The organism is Nocardia cyriacigeorgica (genome assembly GCF_005863245.1).
GTDB lineage: Bacteria > Actinomycetota > Actinomycetes > Mycobacteriales > Mycobacteriaceae > Nocardia > Nocardia cyriacigeorgica_C.
On record NZ_VBUT01000002.1, the window covers coordinates 530,113 to 544,267 of the forward strand.

At 70.9% G+C, this 14,155-nt stretch carries 14 protein-coding genes; 13 read left to right on the forward strand and 1 reads right to left on the reverse strand.

The features are described 5' to 3' along the window. Positions 1 to 97: 97 nt before the first annotated feature. From FEK34_RS05655 to FEK34_RS05685, 7 genes are all read left to right on the forward strand, one after another. Positions 98 to 1,687: a serine/threonine-protein kinase gene (locus tag FEK34_RS05655; RefSeq protein WP_138446762.1), complete on the forward strand. Its 1,590-nt coding sequence runs from the start codon at positions 98 to 100 to the stop codon at positions 1,685 to 1,687. A 213-nt stretch (positions 1,688 to 1,900) separates the two neighbouring features. Beyond that, positions 1,901 to 2,500 (forward strand): maleylpyruvate isomerase family mycothiol-dependent enzyme, encoded by a 600-nt coding sequence (locus tag FEK34_RS05660; RefSeq protein ID WP_249358802.1) that lies wholly within the window; start codon positions 1,901 to 1,903, stop codon positions 2,498 to 2,500. 139 nt (positions 2,501 to 2,639) lie between these two features. After that, the gene (gene hisD / locus FEK34_RS05665) at positions 2,640 to 3,977 is read left to right on the forward strand and encodes a histidinol dehydrogenase (protein ID WP_138446763.1); all 1,338 of its coding nucleotides are present in this window, start codon (positions 2,640 to 2,642) and stop codon (positions 3,975 to 3,977) included. Next, a complete protein-coding gene (locus tag FEK34_RS05670; RefSeq protein ID WP_138446764.1) occupies positions 3,974 to 5,107 on the forward strand; it encodes a histidinol-phosphate transaminase in 1,134 nt (377 codons plus the stop codon). The genes hisD and FEK34_RS05670 overlap by 4 nt, the downstream gene beginning before the upstream one ends. 14 nt (positions 5,108 to 5,121) lie before the next feature. Further along, a complete protein-coding gene (hisB, locus tag FEK34_RS05675; protein WP_138446765.1) occupies positions 5,122 to 5,754 on the forward strand; it encodes an imidazoleglycerol-phosphate dehydratase HisB in 633 nt (210 codons plus the stop codon). After that, a complete protein-coding gene (hisH, locus tag FEK34_RS05680) occupies positions 5,751 to 6,383 on the forward strand; it encodes an imidazole glycerol phosphate synthase subunit HisH (RefSeq protein ID WP_138446766.1) in 633 nt (210 codons plus the stop codon). Before hisB ends, hisH begins: the two co-directional genes overlap by 4 nt. Positions 6,384 to 6,681: 298 nt before the next feature. Further along, on the forward strand, positions 6,682 to 7,209 hold the full coding sequence (locus FEK34_RS05685; RefSeq protein WP_138446767.1) for a hypothetical protein: 528 nt from the start codon (positions 6,682 to 6,684) through the stop codon (positions 7,207 to 7,209). Between the two features lie 169 nt (positions 7,210 to 7,378). Here the strand turns inward: FEK34_RS05685 and FEK34_RS05690 are convergent, their stop codons facing one another. After that, complete coding sequence (locus tag FEK34_RS05690; RefSeq protein WP_249358803.1) at positions 7,379 to 7,744, reverse strand: DUF6223 family protein; 366 nt, start codon at positions 7,742 to 7,744, stop codon at positions 7,379 to 7,381. 340 nt (positions 7,745 to 8,084) lie between these two features. Between FEK34_RS05690 and FEK34_RS05695 the strand changes: the two genes are divergently transcribed. The 6 genes from FEK34_RS05695 to FEK34_RS05720 all read left to right on the forward strand — a co-directional run bounded on the left by FEK34_RS05695 (position 8,085) and on the right by FEK34_RS05720 (position 14,125). Continuing rightward, positions 8,085 to 9,188 (forward strand): sensor histidine kinase, encoded by a 1,104-nt coding sequence (locus FEK34_RS05695; RefSeq protein WP_138446768.1) that lies wholly within the window; start codon positions 8,085 to 8,087, stop codon positions 9,186 to 9,188. Beyond that, a complete protein-coding gene (locus FEK34_RS05700) occupies positions 9,185 to 9,859 on the forward strand; it encodes a response regulator (protein ID WP_138446769.1) in 675 nt (224 codons plus the stop codon). Before FEK34_RS05695 ends, FEK34_RS05700 begins: the two co-directional genes overlap by 4 nt. Before the next feature lie 115 nt (positions 9,860 to 9,974). Then, on the forward strand, positions 9,975 to 10,706 hold the full coding sequence (priA, locus tag FEK34_RS05705) for a bifunctional 1-(5-phosphoribosyl)-5-((5-phosphoribosylamino)methylideneamino)imidazole-4-carboxamide isomerase/phosphoribosylanthranilate isomerase PriA (protein ID WP_138446770.1): 732 nt from the start codon (positions 9,975 to 9,977) through the stop codon (positions 10,704 to 10,706). 10 nt (positions 10,707 to 10,716) lie between these two features. Beyond that, a complete protein-coding gene (locus tag FEK34_RS05710) occupies positions 10,717 to 11,559 on the forward strand; it encodes an inositol monophosphatase family protein (protein ID WP_138446771.1) in 843 nt (280 codons plus the stop codon). Positions 11,560 to 11,563: 4 nt separating this feature from the next. Further along, on the forward strand, positions 11,564 to 12,337 hold the full coding sequence (gene hisF / locus FEK34_RS05715; protein WP_138446772.1) for an imidazole glycerol phosphate synthase subunit HisF: 774 nt from the start codon (positions 11,564 to 11,566) through the stop codon (positions 12,335 to 12,337). A gap of 132 nt (positions 12,338 to 12,469) precedes the next feature. Then, positions 12,470 to 14,125: a fatty acyl-AMP ligase gene (locus FEK34_RS05720; RefSeq protein ID WP_138446773.1), complete on the forward strand. Its 1,656-nt coding sequence runs from the start codon at positions 12,470 to 12,472 to the stop codon at positions 14,123 to 14,125. The last annotated feature ends 30 nt before the right edge of the window (positions 14,126 to 14,155 follow it).

Consider the following 14,155-nt stretch of genomic DNA (forward strand, 5'->3'; position numbering starts at 1 on the left):
CACGCCCGCTACACTCGTCCCGAACGCGCGAGCGGTCAGTTACGCGATTTGTCACATTTCGAGAAGGTTCGGAGTAGGCGCCATCGATACCGGTCAGTTGATCGCGGAGCATTACCGCCTGGTCGAGCGGATTGGTAGCGGCGGCACAGGCGTAGTTTGGCGTGCCATCGACGAGCGCTTGCAGCGATCGGTCGCGGTCAAGCAGATCCACATCAAACCCAGTCTGCCCGAGGCGGAACGCGATGTGCTGCGGCAACGGGCCATCCGGGAAGCGCGCAACGCCGCGCGGTTCCAGCATCCGAACGCGATCGTCGTCTTCGACATCACCGAACACAACGGCGACCCGTGCCTGGTGATGGAATACCTGAAATCGCGCAGCCTCGCGCAGGTGCTCTCGGCGCAGGGCGCGGTGCCGTTGAACCAGGTCGCGCGCATCGGTGAACAGGTCGCCTCGGCGCTGATCGCGGCGCATCAGGCCGGAATCGTGCACCGCGACGTCAAACCCGGCAATGTGCTGCTCGACGACCACGGCACCGTGAAGATCACCGACTTCGGCATCTCCCGCGCCGCAGGCGATGTGACGCTCACCGAAACCGGCCTGATCTGCGGTACCGCCGCCTATCTCGCGCCGGAGGTGGCGCGCGGCGCCGACCCGACACCCGCCGCCGATGTTTTCGCCCTCGGCGCCACCCTCTTTCACGCCCTCGAAGGCGAACCGCCTTACGGCGCAAGCTCGAATCCGCTGGCGGTGCTGTACGCGGCGGCCAACGGTCAGGTCAGCGAGCCGCGCAATGCCGGTCCCGCAACCGATTTCCTGCTCCAGCTGCTGAGCCCGCAGCCCGAGGACCGCCCGACCATGCGGATGGCGCGCGATCAGCTCGCGGCCTTCGCCGACGCCGGTGAGGACGCGGTGCCCGCCGGATTCGTCCCGGCCAGTGAGGCATACGGGCGGCGCAACGGCGACGGCGCCACCGAAGTGGTCGCCACCCGCGCCCTGCGTTCGCGGGCCGCGGCCGCGGGGCCGGCCACCGAACGTCAGCCCGCGCCGCGGCGCAGTTCGGTCGCGGTGGATACCGCCGCGCATCGTCCGGTGGCGCCCGCCCGCGAGCATCCCGACACCGCGGCCCATCCGCGCACCACCACCCAGCCACGCACCACCTCACCGGCCGCGGGCAAACGGCGCGCCGTGCTCATCGGCGCACTCGTGGGTGCGGTCGTTGCGGTGTCGGCGCTGCTGGTGAGCGCGTTCAACAGTGCCGACGACAACTCCTCGCCGCAGGCCTCGGCCTCGTCGGCGGCCACCGCGCCCTCCGGCGACGCGAGCACCTCGGCGGCGGTGCCGCTGCTCGGGCAGACGCCGAGCGTCGGCGGCAAGGTCACCGATATCGGTGCCGCAGGGCAGCTGGTGGAGCGGTTCTACAGCGATCCGGAGAGCTCCTGGTCGCTGCTGACGCCCGCCGCCCAGAAGGTCTACACCGACCAGCAGGGCTTCCGGCAGTACTGGAGCGCCGACGACCGCACCATCCAGAGCTTCGGCCGCATCTACGCCCCCAACGGCGTCAACTCCGACGGCTCGGTCGACATGCGCGTCACCGGACTCACCTACGGCGGGCAGAGCAAGAACCCCGACCTGCGCATCATCGACGCGGGTGGGGGACGGTTGCTGATCGACAGCGACACCCGGTAGGGAGGTCGCACCTCCGGCGCGCCGCGTCGGCGCAGTGTGCCCGCGTAACCCCTTCGGTGGATGGCTGCCCGTCGACAGTCAGGCCCGTTGGGTTCGTCACGCACTTCCCGTGGCACGGCGTGAGCCTGCGGAACCCGCTCGACGGACCGGAAACCCGCTCAGCGCCCGCGCAACCCTTCCGCCGCCCGGTCTCGCGGGGATAGGCTCGCGCGCATGAGTATTCGGGGGATGGTCGCTGCGGAGCGTGCGCAGCTGATCGAGATGCGGGATCTGTCCGAGGCCGAATGGGAGACGCCGTCGCTGTGTGCGGGGTGGCGGGTGCGCGATGTGGCCGGGCATCTGATGTACGACACCTACTCGCCGCTCGCTTACGGGGCGGTGACGGCGAAGCGCCTGGGCTCGGTGGACAAGACCAACGACGCGATCGTCAGGGCGTCGGCGCGGCTGTCCACCGGCGAACTCGTGGACGCGCTCGAGCACCGGGCCGGTCGGCTGTCGCGATTCGCGCCGCGGCTGCTGCTGGCCGACCTCATGGTGCATCAGCAGGACATGCGGCGCCCGCTCGGCCGCGTCCGCGACATCCCCGAGGAGCGGCTCGTCATGCTCCTGAACCATCCCGACCCGTTCGCCAGGCCCGGTCGTCGCACCAAGGGCCTGCGATTCGTCGCCACCGACGTGTCGTGGTCCTCCGGTGACGGGCCGGAGGTGCGCGGTCCGGGCGAGGCGCTGGCACTGGCTATGGTCGGCCGCACCGCCGCCCTCGACGACCTCACCGGCGACGGGCTCGCCGAACTGCGCCGCCGCTGCGCCTGAGCAGGCCGATAAGGCGCCCGGGCGCCCGCGCGCGCCCGCGCGTGGCAGACCGCACGCATAACCGGTGGCGTCCGCCCATTAGGCTGGTAGACGCAACTTTCCCGTTGCGAACCCGCTGGAGACAAGGATCGACACCGATATGACATCCCGCATCGAGCTCGCCCGCGTCGATTTGCGCGGTCGTACTCCCTCCGCTGCCGAGCTGCGCACCGCGCTGCCGCGCGGGGGAGTCGACGTGGACTCGGTGCTGCATCAGGTGCGGCCGGTGGTCGAGGCGATCCGCGACCGTGGCGTGGCCGCGGCGCAGGAATTCAGCGAGAAGTTCGACGGCGTCGTCCCGCCCGCGGTCCGGGTGCCCGAGGCGGAGCTGAGCGCCGCGCTGGACAACCTCGACCCGGCTGTTCGGGCCGCGCTCGAGGTCGCCATCGAACGCACCAGGACCGTGCACGCCGATCAGCGGCGCACCGACACCGTCACCGAGGTGGTGCCCGGCGGCACCGTCACCGAGCGGTGGGTTCCGGTGGAACGGGTCGGGCTGTATGTGCCGGGCGGCAATGCCGTCTACCCGTCCAGCGTCGTAATGAACGTGGTCCCGGCGCAGGCCGCGGGCGTGGAATCGCTGGTCGTGGCTTCGCCGCCGCAGGCACAGTTCGGCGGACTGCCGCATCCGACCATCCTGGCGGCGGCCCGGCTGCTCGGCGTCGACGAGGTGTGGGCGGTCGGCGGCGCGCAGGCCGTGGCCTTGCTGACCTACGGCGGCACCGACACCACCGGCGAGCAGCTCGCACCGGTCGACATGATCACCGGTCCCGGCAATATCTTCGTCACCGCCGCCAAGCGGCTGTGCCGCGGCCTGGTGGGCATCGACGCCGAAGCGGGCCCCACCGAGATCGCCATCCTCGCCGACGCCACCGCCGACCCGGCGCATGTGGCCGCGGATCTGATCAGCCAGGCCGAACACGATGTGCTCGCCGCCAGCGTGCTGGTCACCGACAGCGTCGCACTCGCCGACGCCGTCGATGCCGCGCTCACCGCGCAGCTGACGGTGGTCAAGCACGCGCACCGGGTCACCGAGGCGCTCACCGGCACCCAGTCCGGCGCGGTGCTGGTCGACGATATCGAGCAGGGCCTGCGCGTGGTCAACGCCTACGCCGCCGAACACCTCGAGATCCAGACCGCCGACGCCCCCGCCGTCGCCGCGCGGGTACGCAGCGCGGGCGCGGTGTTCGTCGGCGCGTACGCCCCGGTCAGCCTGGGTGATTACTGCGCCGGCTCCAACCACGTGCTGCCCACGGCGGGCTGCGCACGGCACTCCTCGGGCCTGAGCGTGCAGACGTTCCTGCGCGGCATCCACGTCGTGGAGTACACCGAGGCGGCGTTGAAGGACGTCGCCGGTCACGTGGTGGCACTCGCCAACGCCGAGGATCTGCCCGCGCACGGCCAGGCCGTGCGGGCGCGGTTCGAGGCCCTGTCGTGAGCGCGGTGCCCGGTGCGCGCATCGGACTGGCGGATCTGCCGCTGCGGGAGAACCTGCGCGGCAAAAGCCCCTACGGCGCGCCGCAGCTGACGGTGCCGGTGCAGCTCAACACCAACGAGAACCCGCACCCACCCAGCCGCGCCCTCATCGACGACGTCGCCGAAGCGATTCGCGCCGCCGCCGCCGACCTGCACCGCTACCCCGACCGCGACGCCGTCGCCCTGCGCACCGACCTGGCCGCCTACCTGACCAGGCAGACCGGCATCGCGGTCGATGCGAGCAATGTGTGGGCGGCCAACGGCTCCAACGAGATCCTGCAACAGCTGTTGCAGGCCTTCGGCGGGCCGGGACGCAGCGCCCTCGGTTTCGTGCCGTCGTATTCGATGCACCCGATCATCTCCGAGGGCATCGACACCGAATGGATCGAAGCGCGGCGTGCCGCGGACTTCTCCCTCGATATCGACGCCGCGCTGGCCGCCATCGCCGAGCGCGGGCCCGACGTGGTGTTCGTGACCAGCCCGAACAACCCTACCGGGCACAGCGTGCCGTCGGCGGAGCTGGCGCGGATCCTGGACGCGGCACCCGGCATCGTCATCGTGGACGAGGCCTATGGCGAGTTCTCCGCCCAGCCCAGCGCCATCGGGCTGATCGACGACTACCCCACCAAGCTCGTGGTCAGCCGCACCATGAGCAAGGCCTTCGCCTTCGCCGGCGGACGGCTGGGCTATCTGGTGGCCGCGCCCGCGGTGATCGACGCGCTGCTGCTGGTGCGGTTGCCCTACCACCTGTCGGTGGTCACCCAGGCCGCCGCGCGCGCGGCCCTGCGCCACGCCGACGAAACCCTCGGCAGCGTCGCGGAATTGGCCGCCCAGCGCGACCGGGTGGCCGCCGAACTGGCCGCGCTCGGCTTCGAGGTGGTGCCCAGCGACGCCAACTTCCTGCTGTTCGGGCGCTTCGCCGACGCACCACGCGCCTGGCAGCACTACCTGGACGAGGGTGTGCTCATCCGCGACGTCGGCATCCCCGGCTTCCTGCGCACCACCATCGGCCTGGCCGCCGAGAACGACGAATTCCTGCGGGTCAGCGCGAAACTGGCCGGCACCGAACTGACCACCGGGTCCGCCCGATGAGTACGGAAGCGAGCATGAACCGAACCGCGCGGGTGGAGCGCACCACCAAGGAGTCGAGCATCGTCGTCGAGCTGAACCTCGACGGCACCGGCCACACCGACATCTCCACCGGTGTCCCGTTCTACGACCACATGCTGACCGCGCTCGGCGCGCACGCCAGCTTCGACCTGACCGTGCGCGCGGACGGTGACATCGAGATCGAGGCCCACCACACCGTGGAGGACACCGCGATCGTGTTCGGGCAAGCCCTCGGCCAGGCGCTCGGCGACAAGAAGGGCATCCGCCGCTTCGGCGACGCCTACATCCCGATGGACGAAACCCTCGCCCACGCCGCCGTCGACGTCTCCGGGCGGCCCTACTGCGTACACGTCGGCGAGCCCGACCACCTGCTGCACGCGGTGATCCCGGGATCGCCGGTGCGCGGGCGCGGCGAGCCGGGCGCGCCCTATTCGACGGTGCTCAACCGGCACGTCTTCGAATCCATCGCGCTCAACGCGCGCATCGCCCTGCACGTGCGGGTGCTGTACGGGCGCGACCAGCACCATGTCACCGAGGCCGAATTCAAGGCGGTGGCGCGGGCTCTGCGCGCCGCCGTCGAACCCGATCCGCGGGTCAGCGGCGTCCCGTCGACGAAGGGGGCGCTGTGACAACCTCGGTGGTGTTGCTGGATTACGGCTCCGGCAATCTGCATTCGGCCGAACGCGCGCTGGTGCGGGCCGGCGCCCAGGTGGAGGTGACCGCCGACCCGAAGGCCGCACTGGCCGCCGACGGCCTGGTGGTGCCCGGCGTCGGCGCGTTCGCGGCCTGCATGGCCGGGCTGCGCGCGGTGCGCGGGGAACGCATCATCGGCCAGCGCCTGGCCGGAGGACGGCCGGTGCTCGGCATCTGCGTCGGCATGCAGATCATGTTCGACCGCGGCGTGGAGTTCGATGTGGAGACCGAGGGCTGCGGCGAATGGCCCGGCACGGTCGCCCGCCTCGACGCCCCCGTGCTCCCGCATATGGGCTGGAACACCGTCGAGGCTCCCGCCGACAGCGTGCTGTTCGCCGGCATGGACGCCGACACCCGCTTCTACTTCGTGCACTCCTACGCTGCCCAGCAGTGGGACCTGCCGCCGGGCGATCACATCGCCGCACCCAAGCTGACGTGGGCCGAACACGGGACCAAGTTCCTCGCCGCGGTGGAGAACGGCGCGTTGTCGGCGACGCAGTTCCATCCGGAGAAGTCCGGGGATGCGGGGGCGCATCTGCTGCGGAACTGGGTGCAGTCGCTGTAGGTCGACGGGGGACCGACCGGTTCTTGATGCGGTCGGCGATCCCGCGGTCCCGGTCCTCGGCGGTCCTCGAGCGTCCACTGTGGATGGCGGGTAGCGGCGGGTGCGCCATGGCCTCGACAGCCGAGCCCCCGTCGAGTTCTGGCGGCGGTCCTCGGATATGTCGGCGATGATGCCAGGCTCGCGGGCGCGCGGTGGCGCCATAGGGACCAGAGTCGGGGACAACCCTGAGCCGGGCGCGGGGAATCCCAGGGGCGCTCCCGGATTCGGTTGCCCGGCCAACCGATCTAGCGTGAGTGCCATGAGGCCCGTCACAGCAGCGTCGGCCATGATCGGGGCGTACGCGGTCGTCGCGAGTTTCGCGTTCGCGACCACCGTGGTCGAGACAGTCCTGTTGTACCCGAACATCTTTCGTGATGTGCCGCAGTCGCTGGCGCAGACCGAGGAGTTCATGAGTGTCGTCGCCGTCGGCGACGTGATGCGGCCGATGGGCGGCGTACTGACCCTGACGGCACTGATCGCGTGCGCCGTCGCGGTGCGCTACCGCCTCGCCCGCGGCTGGATGGTCGCGTCGCTGGCATCGCTGATCAGCGGGCAGTTCCTGCTGTCGGTGCTGTACCAGTGGCCGCGGGCGTCGATCCTGTTCGACGACCGCGACCAGCACACCCTCGCCGAGATCGAGCAGGCGGCGACGGAATTCCTGATCGGGCAGGGCTTCCGGATCCTCGCGGCCGGAATCACCGCGGTCTGTGCGGTCGTCGCGGCACTGCTGTGCTACCGGGCGCGGGTGCTCGCTACGGCAGCCGACGACATCGTGGCCGCGCTGTAATCGATGCCGGGGCCGTGTCGCCCCTGCTGCCCGCGCCGGGGCCGTGTCGCTCCCGGTGCCGGTGCATGGGCCTGTGTCGCGGGTGCTGATTGCCACGCGAGGGACACCGCTCGCGCGGGTGTGCCCGCTATCCGACGCGAAGGGGCGGGTGCGCCACTGTGACGACCGATCACGGCGCCGTGCCGGCAGCGGCCCGGGTGCGGGCAAGGGACACGCCGCCGAGCGCCGCGCCGATGAGACCGAGCGCGATGGCGATCCAGGCCCCGACGATGCCGTTGCCGGTGCCGGGACCGCCGTTCGCGGTGACGGCGAACCAGGCGCCCGCCGGCACGGCGATCGTTCCCGTCGTCAGTGCGACGGTGCCTGCTCGGTTCCCGGCCTTGCCGCGCCGTGCGCGGGCCAGCGCCAGGCTGCCCGCGATGACGCCGACCAACCCGACCAGCGCGGTCAGCGTGGGGCCCAGCCGCCCGGAGGTCATCCCGGTCGGCGCGGCGACGTGGTGTACCGCGGCCGCCGCGGGCGCGACAGCGAACACGGTGAACACCACGGCTGCCGCGGATACGAGCAGAGCTCGAACAGACGTGAGTGGTGGCAGAGCGGGAGCCGACGTGGGTGCGGGCAGAGCGCGAGCTGACCTGAGTGCGGGCACAGTACGAACAGACATGAGTGGCTCCTTCGACGATCCTCGAGTTCCGATCATGCGTCTCGCCGCCACGGCCGAACATCGTGCGGGAGCAGGCAATTCACCATGCGCGAACGGCAGTAGGCGAGTACCGCGAGGGCGGTGCGGCGCCGATGATCTACTGCGTCCGCAGTAGTGCGGAATCACCCGAGTAGCGGATTTGCCGCCGCGCATGGCCCGCTAGGGTTCATCCATGACCAGGGGATTGCTGGGTGACGCGGTGATCGCCGCCGCGGTGGCGGTGATCCTGGTCGTCGGCGGGCTGTCCGGCCAGCAGCCCGGCGGCGCGCTCGTTCCGCTGGGCTATCTCTTGCTGGCGGGTAGCGGCCTGGCGCTGGCCGCGAGCCGGCGGTCGCCGGTGGCGGTGCTGGCCGTGACCGGGCTGTGCGCTCTCGGATACCGCGCCATCGCCTTCGAGATACCCGCGGTGGCGTTCCTGTTCGCGGTCTACGCCGCGATGCGGGCCGGGCACCGCGCGCTCACCGTGGCCGCGTCGCTACTGCTGCTCATCGCGTTCCAGGTCGCGGCCCTGGTCGAGTTGCGCGATGTCGGCGCCGCGTTCGCGCAGGCCCGCGGCGCGCTCGAACTGGCCTGGCTGCTCGCGGCGGGCGCCGCCGGGGAAGCGTTGCGGCAAGCCGAGCGGCGCGCTGACGAGGCCGAACGCACCCGCGAGCAGGCCGCGCGCCGCCGCGCCGACGAGGAGCGCCTGCACATCGCGCGCGAACTGCACGATTCGCTCACCCACCAGATCTCGGTCATCAAGGTGCAATCCGAGGCCGCGGTGCACGTCGCCCGCAAACACGGTGAGGACGTTCCGCAGGCACTGCTGGCGATCCGGGACGCGGGGCGGGAAGCGGCCAGGGAATTGCGGGCGACCCTCGAGGCGCTGCGCGATGACGGCACAGCCCCGCCGCACGGTCTCGCCGAAGTGCCTGATCTGATATACAAGGCGCGCACGAGCGGACTGGTCGTGACGCTCACCGTCGACGGTGAACGCCACGACCTGCCCGCCGCGGTCGACCGGACCGGCTACCGGATCGTGCAGGAGTCGCTGACCAATGTCGCCCGCCATGCCGCCGCGGACACGGTGTCGGTGCGTATCGACTACCGGCCCGACGCCCTCGTCATCCGGGTCGATGACGACGGCACCGCGGTTCCCGGCAGCAGTCCGGTCCCCGGCGTCGGACTGCTCGGGATGCGTGAACGAATCACCGCCCTCGGCGGACGCCTGCGCGCCGCGCCACGCGACGACGGCGGATTCTCCGTGTGCGCCGAACTCCCGGTGGAGCGACCATGATCCGGGTCCTGCTGGTCGACGATCAGCCGCTCATCCGCAGCGGATTCCGTGCGCTGCTCGACCTCGAGGACGATATCGAGGTGGTCGCCGAGGCCGGCGACGGGAGCGCGGGACTGGCGCTGGCTCGCCGGCATCGACCCGACATCGCGCTGATCGATATCCAGATGCCGGTCCTCGACGGCATCGAGGCGACCAGGCGCATCGCGGCGGACCCGGAGCTGGCCGGGGTGCACGTCGTCATCCTGACCAACTACGGCCTCGACGAGTACGTCTTCCAGGCGTTGCGAGCCGGGGCCGCCGGATTCCTGGTCAAGGACATCGAACCAGAGGACTTCCTGCACGCGGTGCGGGTCGCCGCCCGCGGTGATGCGCTGCTGGCGCCCTCGATCACCCGACGATTGATCGACCGCTACGTGGCCGGCGGCCCGGTCCGGCCCGTCACCGCCGGGCTGGACGAACTGACCCAGCGAGAACGCGAAGCCGTCGTGCTTGTCGCACGGGGACTGTCCAATCAACAGATCGCCGAGCGCCTGGTGATCAGCCCGCTGACCGCGAAAACCCACATCAATCGGGCGATGATGAAACTGCGCGCCCGCGACCGCGCCCAGCTGGTGATCCTGGCCTACGAATCCGGCCTGGTCGCGCCGCACAGGGGGGACGGGCAAGGCTGACTCCGGCTCCGGGCCGCGCGACCCGGATTCGACGCGGGCAGCGCAGCGCCACACGGGCATCGTCACCGCAGGCCCGGGGCATGGTTGCCGGAGGTGAGCTACTAGGCTGTACGGAGTGAGTCTTGTGCTGCTGCCCGCCGTCGATGTCGCCAATGGAGAGGCCGTGCGCCTGGTACAGGGGGAGGCCGGGAGCGAGACCAGCTACGGTTCGCCCCGTGAGGCTGCGCTCGCCTGGCAGGACGCCGGCGCCGAATGGGTGCATCTGGTGGATCTGGACGCGGCCTTCGGACGCGGCTCCAATCGGGAACTGCTGGCCGAGGTGGTCGGCGAACTCGATGTGAAGGTGGAGCTGTCCGGCGGCATCCGCGACGACGAATCGCTGAAGGCCGCGATGGCCACCGGCTGCGCGCGAGTCAACCTCGGCACCGCCGCGCTGGAAGACCCGGTGTGGTGTGCTCGCGCGATCGCCGAATACGGCGAGCGGGTCGCGGTCGGGCTGGATGTGCGGATCATCGACGGTGAGTACCGGCTGCGCGGGCGCGGCTGGGTCAGCGACGGCGGCGACCTGTGGGAGGTGCTCGAGCGGCTGGAACGCGACGGCTGCTCGCGCTACGTCGTCACCGATGTCACCAAGGACGGCACGCTGACCGGCCCCAACCTGGATCTGCTGCGCGAGGTGTGCGCCGCCACCGACGCCCCGGTCATCGCCTCCGGCGGGGTGTCGACCATCGATGATCTGATCGCTATCGCCGAGCTGGTGCCGGACGGGGTGGAGGGCTCGATCGTCGGCAAGGCGCTCTACGCGGGCCGGTTCACGCTGCCCGAGGCGCTCGCCGCGGTGCGCTGACCCCACCGACATGACCGTCCCGAATCCCGATCCCGCCACACTGCTGCCCATCGCCGCCGAGGTGCTCGACGCGGCCGCGGTGCGTTTCGTCGACGGCCTCGGCGCGCCGAGCGCGGTCGACAAGGGCCACAACGATTTCGCCACCGAACTCGATCTGGAACTGGAACGCACCATCTCCGCGCGGCTGCATCAGCTCACCGGAATCGAGGTGCACGGCGAGGAATTCGGTGGCCCGCAGCTGACCAGCGGCACCGCGTGGGTGCTCGACCCCATCGACGGCACCTTCAATTACTCGTCCGGGCATCCGCTCTCGGGCATGCTGCTGGCGCTGGTCCGGGACGGGGAACCGGTGCTGGGCCTGACCTGGCTGCCGGTGCTCGGGCGCCGCTACGCCGCCGTCGTCGGCGGCCCGGTGCTGCTCGACGGCGTGCCGCTGCCGCCGCTGCCGACCGGAACCCTGGCCGAGGCGATGATCGGTTTCGGCGCGTTCAACCTCGATTCGCGCGGGCGCATCCCCGGCCGCTTCCGGTTCGATCTGCTCGGCGCGCTGAGCAGGCTGTCGTCGCGGGTGCGGATGCACGGCTCCACCGGCATCGACCTGGCCTTCACCGCCTCCGGTGCGCTGGGCGGGGCCATCGTGTTCGGTCATCACCCGTGGGACAACGCGGCCGGGGTGGCGCTGGTGCGCGCGGCCGGGGGAGTGGTGACCGATCTGGCCGGTGAACCGTGGCATATCGAATCGGGTTCGGTGCTGGCCGCCGCGCCGGGCGTGCACAGCGAACTGCTGGAGATGATCGGTTCGGTGTCGGCGGACAAAGACATCGCCGCGGCCGGTCCCGGCCGAGAAGGATGAGGCCATGACTGTCGCTGTACGCGTGATTCCCTGCCTGGACGTGGACGCGGGCCGGGTGGTCAAGGGCGTCAAGTTCCAGAACCTGCGTGATGCGGGCGATCCGGTGGAGTTGGCCGCCCTCTACGACGCCCAGGGCGCCGACGAGCTGACCTTCCTCGACGTCAGCGCGTCCTCCGCGGATCGCGGCACCATGATCGACGTGGTCACCCGCACCGCCGAGCAGATCTTCATTCCGCTCACCGTCGGCGGCGGCGTGCGCACCGTCGACGATGTGGACCGGCTGCTGCGCGCGGGCGCGGACAAGGTGTCGGTGAATACCGCGGCCATCGCCAGGCCGGAGGTGCTGCGGGAGATGTCGCAGCGGTTCGGTTCGCAGTGCATCGTGCTGTCGGTCGATGCCCGCACGGTGCCGGACGGTCAGCCCGATACGCCGTCGGGGTGGGAGGTCACCACCCACGGCGGCAAACGCGGCACCGGGATCGACGCGGTCGAGTGGGCGGTGCGCGGCGCCGAACTCGGCGTGGGCGAGATCCTGCTCAACTCGATGGACGCCGACGGCACCAAGGCCGGTTTCGACCTGCCGATGATCCGCGCCGTGCGCGCGGCGGTCTCGATCCCCGTGATCGCCAGCGGCGGCGCGGGCGCGGTCGAGCACTTCGTGCCCGCGGTGGAGGCGGGCGCGGACGCGGTGCTGGCGGCGAGCGTGTTCCACTTCGGCGATCTGAGCATTCCGCAGGTCAAGGACGCGATGCGCAAGGCCGATATCGTCGTCCGGTAGGGCGCGAGCCGCACCAAGGGTGGGGTGTCACCCACCCTGCGGGTGCGGGGGCCGATCCCTGAGGGCGCTGTCCGGGCAGCGGTGCGTCGGTGAGAGTGATAACTCCCACCTCCCACCGCGAAGGATCAGCCCGTGCACGACAGTTTTGTGCAGCACGTCAGGCAGCAGGTCGCCGAGTACGGCAATACCAGGACATACACCTACCTTCATGAGGACGGCCGTGCGCTGCGCGAGGAGATCGCCGGGTATCGCGATCTGGACCGCGACGCCCGGGCGATAGCGGTCTGGCTGGCCGCGCAGCCGGAGTCGGCGCGGCCGGTGGTGTTGCTCCACGTCGACGCGCTGGCGTTCCTGCGGGCGTTTCTCGGCTGCCTGTACGCCGGTGTGATCGCGGTCCCGGCGCCGGTTCCGCACGATGAACGCAGTGCCCGGCGGGTCGCCGGTGTGATCGCCGACTGCGGTGCCGGACTGGTGCTCACTACGCCCGACCTCGAGCCGCTGATCGCCGCCGCCGCGCCCGCGGCCCGGGTCGCGGCCGCCGGCGGCACGCTCGGCGATCCCGACGCATGGCAGCTGCCGGAGATCGACCGGGACACGGTCGCGTTCCTCCAGTACACTTCGGGCTCGACGGGCGACCCGAAGGGCGTCGTGGTCACCCACGGCAATCTGCTGCACAACGAGGCGGCGATCGCGGCACTGGGCATCGACGACTCGATGACAGCCGTCAGCTGGATCCCGCACTTCCACGATATGGGCCTGATCGGCATGCTGCTCGGCGCGATCCACGCCGGGGCGAACCTGGTGTTCATGGCGCCGATGACGTTCCTCAAGCGGCCGGTGCGCTGGCTGCACGCCATCGACAAGTATCGGGCAACCGCCACGGCCGCACCGAATTTCGCCTACGAGCTGATCAGCCGCCGGGTGACCGACGAGCAGCTGGCCGAGCTGGATCTGTCCAGCCTGGAGATCGCGCTGTGCGGTGCGGAGCCGGTGCGCGCACGCACCATGGCGGCCGTGCGGGAACGGTTCGCGCCCGCGGGCTGGCGGGCGACCGCGTTCCGACCCGCCTACGGCTTGGCCGAGGTGACGTTGCTGGCCAGTGCCGCACGCGAGCCGTCCGTACCGGGTTCCTTCCACACCGGCGCCGACGCGCCCCTGGTCGGCTGCGGACAGCCGGCGCGTGGGCTCGACATCCGCATCGTCGACCCGGACACCCGGCAGCCGTTGCCGGACGGCGTCGTCGGCGAGATCTGGATCCGCGGCGCCAGTGTCGCCGCGGGGTACTGGAACCGCCCGGCCGAGACCGGCGAAGATTTCGGCGCCTACCTCGGTGCGGAAGGGCCGTTCCTGCGCACCGGCGATCTCGGTGTCATCGCCGATGGTGAGCTGTTCGTCGCCGGGCGCCGCAAGGATCTGCTGATCGTCAACGGCCGCAATATCTATCCGCAGGACATCGAGGAACTGGTGCGCGGCCTGCATCCGGCGCTGGCCGGCACCGGCGTCGCGGTATCGGTCGACGCCGGCGACCGGGAACACCTGGTCGTGCTGCACAGCGTGAAAACCGCGCTGCAAGACGGCGCCACCCTCACCGAACTCACCTCGGCGATCAAGACCGCCGTCGCGCGCGAGTTCGCGGTACCGGCACCGAATGTGGTGCTCGTGGAACCGCGCTCGGTGCATCGCACCACCAGCGGCAAAGTGCAGCGCGGCTCGATGCGCACCGCGCTGCTGCACCGCCGCGTCGACGGCGTGCTGCACCACGACCTCGAACCGGCGCCGAGCCGGTGACCACCCACCCCTATTCCCCCCGGGAGACGA